We start from the raw sequence: 5,785 nt of genomic DNA, 5'->3' as shown, positions 1-5,785 counted from the left end.
CGACGCACCTGCAGGTGCGCCTTCGTTGTGCGGCCTTGCGACCAGACGCCCCTGCCTCGGCATCGACACCCCGAACGTCACCGGCCAAGGCACTTGTTGGTCTGGTGGTGGGTCGCGTGGGATTCGAACCCACAACCTGCGGATTAAGAGTCCGTTGCTCTGCCAGGTTGAGCTAGCGACCCAGAGGAAGAAGAGGATAGACGTTTGACGTTCTCTCCCTCCAATCCCATGACCGCCAGAGCGTCGATCCATCCCATGGTGCGGTGCCAGGCGTCCGTGCTCCGTCGCACCAGTGACACGGCAGATCCCATGTGGAAGCCGGTTCTTTCGGTATCCCGTCCCAGCCGGTTTCATGAAGGTCTTGTGGAAGTCGGGATCAGGGAGGTTCAGGACCGTTCCCCAGTGGGCCTTGGCCGCTCCATCGCTGTTTCCCTGGTGCAGGTGGAGTGAGAGCACGAATTCGGCACTTGGATCGTGATGCCTGCGAACCCAGGCCAGGAAGACACGCAGGACTCTTGGATCAGCGTTCGTGAGTGACAGCATTGTCTTCGCTTTGCCGCCCTCGCCCCAGTAGAGAGCAGTCCCGGTGACCCACAAAGGGTCGGTGCAGAGGAGTTTGGTTTCCGCCTTGGATGCAAGGCGGATGCGCTCGATCTGCACTCGCCGTCGGTGTCGAGTATCCCGGGGCACCCCTTGTTGGCTTCGTGTTCGAGATCCGAGGGCTGCGATAGCCCCTTTGCTCAGACGAATCCCAGAGCACCATCCGGCCAGTGTCCCCTTCGGGACCGGGATGAGATCCATGATCTCGCCGTAGCTCCATCCGAGCCGGCGGAGGGCACGTCCCAGTTCGGCGCGTTCCCAACGGGACAGGTCGCCCCATGTCGAAGCCTGTCGCAGGAGGCCGGTTGGTGCCAGGGACTTTACATGTGCACCGTATCGCAGGGGTGTGACATCCGGGAACCAGCGCTCGGCCGGCTTGTCGCCGCCGGGCAACGTGGCACAATGGCGCACGCCGGCAGCGCTTGTCGGCAGTACGGGCTGTGGCGCAGTTTGGCAGCGCACCTGCTTTGGGAGCAGGGGGCCGCCGGTTCAAATCCGGCCAGCCCGACGTACGCGGAGGCCGCACTATCCTGCGGCCGACGCGGGTGTAGCTCAATGGTAGAGCCCCAGCCTTCCAAGCTGGTCATGAGGGTTCGATTCCCTTCACCCGCTCTGCGGACCGACCGAATGGAATCTGCCCCCGTAGCTCAGAGGACAGAGCAGGAGCCTTCTAAGCTCTTGGTCGGGGGTTCGAATCCTCCCGGGGGCGCCGGGTTCGGTTCGCACATGGTGGCCGTAGCTCAGTTGGATAGAGCGCCGGGTTGTGGTCCCGGAGGTCGCGGGTTCGAAACCCGTCGGCCACCCCAAAGAGACGGCGTCAGCGCGCCGTCTTCCCGTTAAAGCGAGGTAACGAGGTTGAGTACCAACGTCACGGACGCAGGTCCGTTCGAGAAACTGATGACCTTCGAGGTCTCCAGCGAGACGCTGCTTGCAGCAGAGAACCGGGTGGCACGCAAACTGTCACGCGAAGTCAAGATCAAAGGGTTCCGACCCGGCCGCGCGCCGCGAAGAGTCGTCGAATCCGTGGTCGGTGGGGAGCGACTGCGAAGCGACGCGATCGACGATCTCCTTCCGGCGTTGATTGCCGAAGCGCTCAACGAGTGCGGACTCGTTCCTGCGGTGAACCCGAGTGTCGACAAGATCGAGGACGTCGACGACGGTATCGAAGTGCAGGTCAGAGTGACCCTCTGGCCAGAACTCGACACGGTCCCCGAGTTTCGTGACCGCGAGGTCGAGGTCAATGTCCCCGACGTCGACGAAGAAGAGATGCGGTCTCAGATCGACCGGATGCGTGACCAGTTCTCCGAACTGGAGACGGTCGACCGTCCGGTCGTGGAGGGTGATTTCGTTGCGATCGACCTGAGTGCCACTCTCGACGGCGAGCCGGTCGAGAACGCCACGGCCGGCGACCTGTTGCTCGAGGCGGGGTCCGGCTCGTTCATCGAGGGTATCGACGAGCATATCATCGGCAAGAAGGCCGGCGACATCGTCGAGTTCGACGGCCCACTTCCTGCCGGTTTCGGCGACAGGGTCGGCGAGCAGGTCACCTTTCGGGTCCTCGTCAAGGAGGTCAAGGAGAAGCGATTGCCCGATCTGACCGACGAGTGGGTCTCCGATGTCACCGAGTTCGAAACGGTGGAGGAGATGCGCAGTGACTTGGAGCGACGGATGACAGAGGTCAAACGCGCCGGCTCGATCACGCAGCTTCGCAACGGAATCCTCCAGCAGCTTCTCGATGAGATGGAACTCGAGATTCCCGAAGGGGTCATCGGAGCCGAGATGGGCACCGTTTCGCCCATGAGCTCGAAGGACAAGGGATCTCGCTGGCCGACTACCTGCGGGTCACCGGCCAGAACGAAGAGGCGTTCGTCGGTGACCTTCGCAGTCGGGCCGACCGTAACGTGCGAACCGACATCTTGCTCAACGCGATTGCCAAGGCAGAAGGCATCGAGGTGACCGAAGAAGACGTTGCCGAAGTGATGGGTTCGCTCGCTCGACAAGCAGGTCGGGAGCCGGAGGAGTTCCGTGCCGAGTTCGGTGAACAAGAGAATGTCGTGCGCGGTGATATCCTGCGTCGCAAGGCGCTCGAGACGCTCGTGAACGCAGCGGTCCCGATCGACGAGAACGGAAGCCGGATCGTCCTGATTCCCGAAGGGACGAAGGACGACGATCAGCCGGTAGAGGAGACGGAATGAACGCCGAGAACTACATCGTCCCAACGGTTGTCGAATCAACGAGTCGAGGTGAGCGTGCGTTCGACATCTACAGCCGATTGCTGAAAGATCGCATTGTCTTCCTCGGTACTCCTATTGACGACACCGTCGCCAATCTCATCATGGCGCAGCTGTTGCACCTGGAGAGCGAAGACCCCGACAAGGACGTGTACCTCTATATCAACTCTCCGGGCGGTTCGATCACGTCGCTGTTCGCGATCTACGACACGATGCAGTACATCAAGCCGGCCGTTACGACCGTGTGCATGGGCATGGCGGCTTCGGCGTCGGCGGTGATCCTTGCCGGTGGGGAAAAGGGCAAGCGGTTCGCGCTGCCACACGCCCGCGTGATGCTGCACCAACCGTCGGGCGGCGCCCAGGGCCAGGCGTCCGACATCGAGATTCAGGCTCGTCTCATCATGCAGATGCGTGAGCAGCTCAATCAGATTCTCGCCGATCACACCGGCCAGACCATGGAGAAGGTGTCCGAGGACACCGAGCGGGACTTCTGGATGCTCGCCGAGGAGGCGAAGGATTATGGGATCATCGACGATATTCTCTCGCGGCGAGAGCTCACCGCGGTGACGGGAGCGTAATGGCGAAGTTCGGTGAAGGCAGTGAACTGTTGAAGTGCAGCTTCTGCGGCAAGTCACAGAAGCAGGTCCGCAAGCTGATCGCCGGGCCTGGCGTCTACATCTGCGACGAGTGCATCGAGTTGTGCAATGAGATCATCGCCGAGGAATTCACTGAACAAGAGACCGTTGGGATCACCGAGCTGCCAACGCCACATGAGATCTACGAATTCCTCGAGGACTATGTCGTTGGACAGGATCGCGCCAAGAAGGTCCTGTCGGTCGCCGTCTACAACCACTACAAGCGGGTGCAGGCCGGTAACGAGAACAAAGAGGATGTCGAGCTGCAGAAGTCGAACATCCTGCTGATCGGCCCGACCGGCTGTGGCAAGACACTGCTTGCCCAGACACTGGCCAGGCTGCTGAACGTTCCGTTCGCACTCGCCGACGCGACCGCGCTCACCGAGGCCGGGTACGTGGGTGAGGATGTCGAGAACATCCTTCTCAAGCTGATCCAGGCAGCGGACTTCGATGTGAAAAAGGCAGAGCAGGGGATCATCTACATCGACGAGATCGACAAGATCGCCCGCAAGTCGGAGAACCCTTCGATCACCCGCGATGTGTCCGGTGAAGGCGTCCAGCAGGCGCTGTTGAAGATCCTCGAAGGGACCATGGCGTCGGTTCCGCCCCAAGGTGGTCGCAAGCACCCGCACCAGGAGTTCATTCAGATCGACACGACGAACGTGCTGTTCATCGTCGCCGGTGCCTTTGCAGGCCTCGAAGACCTCATCGGAAGTCGGATCGGGAACAGGGCCGTCGGTTTCGGAGCCGACATCCGAACACGTGAAGAGCATCGGGCCTCCGAGCTTCTCGGGAAGGTACTGCCCGAGGATCTCATCAAATACGGTTTGATTCCCGAGTTCGTCGGCCGCCTTCCGGTGGTCGCGACCGTGGACGATCTCGACGAAGACGCGTTGATCGAGATCCTCGAGGCGCCGAAGAACGCCCTGGTGCGCCAGTACACCCGGTTCTTCGAACTGGACGGTGTCGAGCTGGAGTTCACCGACGATGCGCTCGTGGCGATCGCCAGCCAGGCACTCAGCCGCAACACCGGAGCACGAGGTCTGCGGGCCATCATGGAAGAGGTACTGCTCAACACGATGTACGACCTGCCGTCGCGCAAGGACGTTGGCCGTGTGCTGATCGACAAGAAAGTCGTTGCAGAGCGTGTCAACCCGACGCTGGTCCCGCTGACCGAACTCGGGCCCGACACCACGACCGAGCGCTCCGCCTGAACGGGTCGCGAGACCTATTCCACCCTCTGTGGTGAGTTCGTAGACTCAATGTGACATGTTGGGTAGTTATATACTTGAAATCGCCCGCTGAGTGACATAGGATGGTTGTACGGCCACAATCAGTGGTCGGGGGCTAGAAATGGGAGGCCTTGACCTTCGGTTCGTTTTGCGGTCACCAAGAATCGAAGTGAGCTAGTGGTGAGACCGGCCCGCCCCTCATGGCAAGGAGGCGGAAATGAAAAAGGGTCTATTGAGGTGGGGCGCCGCAGTTGCCACGATGGTGCTCTTGGTCGGGCTTCTGGCAGTTCCTGCATGGGGGCAGACGGAAGAGCCGGATCTGACGTGCCCCTTCACGCAAGGAATCGTCATCGATCTGGGTACGCACATGATACGTTCCGATCTGACGCAGGCGGATGCCGAGACCGGGCCGGTCGCGGTGTCGATTCCGGCAGGACGGTACGACATCTACTTGTACTCGTACGATCCCCACGATGGTGCATCGCCTCAGTCGCAAGCACACGAGCAGTGGCGCCTGGCCGACCGTTCGATGGTCTCGGGGGTTACTCCTTCGTTCCTTTCAGGCATCATCGATGACCTGCCGGACGATCAGGACTTCCTTTCGCAGCAGGTCGACACAGACGCTCTCGTTCCGGACCTCACACAGCTCTGGGCGCGTCATGCGTTCTGGCCGACTTCTGGCGATCCCGAGACCTATGCGAACTCGATCCACCCGGTCTGCGCAGCGTTCGTTCCAGTACAGGAGCCTGAGACCGGCTCAATCACGATCGTGAAGAAGACGGTCAACGGTGATGGGACGTTCTGGTTCCATTCGGATGCTCTGGACGATTTGGACTTCAGTCTGACCACGGTGTCGGGGGTGGCCTCGACGACGTTCGACGACCTGTCCGCCGGGATCTACGACGTAAAGGAAACGTCGTTGCCCGGTGAGGACTGGGCGCTGACCTCTGCGACGTGTTCGGACGAGTCTGATCCGGCAGCGATCGACTTGGCGGAAGGCGAGTCGGTTACGTGTACGTTCACCAACGAATTGACGCCACCTTCGACGACGACCACGACGGCACCGACGACGACCACGACGGCACCG

Annotated in this window: 5 protein-coding genes, 5 tRNA genes and 1 riboswitch; of the genes, 9 read left to right on the top strand and 1 reads right to left on the bottom strand. The window is 61.2% G+C overall.

Features of this window, described 5'->3' with window-relative positions; translation table 11 throughout:
• Positions 1-105: 105 nt before the first annotated feature.
• A tRNA-Lys gene (locus GWP04_12435) sits at positions 106-182 on the bottom strand.
• An 852-nt stretch (positions 183-1,034) separates the two neighbouring features.
• Between GWP04_12435 and GWP04_12430 the strand changes: the two genes are divergently transcribed.
• The 9 genes from GWP04_12430 to GWP04_12390 form a co-directional block, all read left to right on the top strand.
• Positions 1,035-1,108, top strand: a tRNA-Pro gene (locus GWP04_12430).
• Between the two features lie 33 nt (positions 1,109-1,141).
• Positions 1,142-1,212 (top strand) — tRNA-Gly (locus tag GWP04_12425).
• A gap of 24 nt (positions 1,213-1,236) precedes the next feature.
• A tRNA-Arg gene (locus GWP04_12420) sits at positions 1,237-1,309 on the top strand.
• Positions 1,310-1,329: 20 nt separating this feature from the next.
• A tRNA-His gene (locus tag GWP04_12415) sits at positions 1,330-1,406 on the top strand.
• 49 nt (positions 1,407-1,455) lie between these two features.
• The gene (gene tig / locus GWP04_12410) at positions 1,456-2,556 is read left to right on the top strand and encodes a trigger factor (GenBank protein ID NIA26345.1); all 1,101 of its coding nucleotides are present in this window, start codon (positions 1,456-1,458) and stop codon (positions 2,554-2,556) included.
• Entirely contained in the window at positions 2,418-2,795 is a 378-nt protein-coding gene (locus GWP04_12405; GenBank protein ID NIA26344.1) for a hypothetical protein, read from the top strand. Before tig ends, GWP04_12405 begins: the two co-directional genes overlap by 139 nt.
• Positions 2,792-3,409 carry an ATP-dependent Clp endopeptidase proteolytic subunit ClpP gene (clpP, locus tag GWP04_12400; GenBank protein NIA26343.1) on the top strand — a complete coding sequence of 206 codons (618 nt, stop codon included), beginning with the start codon at positions 2,792-2,794 and terminating at the stop codon, positions 3,407-3,409. The genes GWP04_12405 and clpP overlap by 4 nt, the downstream gene beginning before the upstream one ends.
• Complete coding sequence (gene clpX, locus GWP04_12395; GenBank protein ID NIA26342.1) at positions 3,409-4,680, top strand: ATP-dependent Clp protease ATP-binding subunit ClpX; 1,272 nt, start codon at positions 3,409-3,411, stop codon at positions 4,678-4,680. The genes clpP and clpX overlap by 1 nt, the downstream gene beginning before the upstream one ends.
• A 133-nt stretch (positions 4,681-4,813) precedes the next feature.
• Positions 4,814-4,899: riboswitch (cyclic di-GMP riboswitch) on the top strand.
• 16 nt (positions 4,900-4,915) lie between these two features.
• Positions 4,916-5,785 (top strand): hypothetical protein (locus tag GWP04_12390; protein ID NIA26341.1); only part of this gene is annotated, 870 nt, incomplete at its 3' end.

Source organism: Gammaproteobacteria bacterium, assembly GCA_011682695.1.
In the GTDB taxonomy this organism is placed as follows: Bacteria; Actinomycetota; Acidimicrobiia; order Spongiisociales; family UBA4744; genus BMS3Bbin01.
This window is presented reverse-complemented; position numbering and strand designations above follow the sequence as displayed.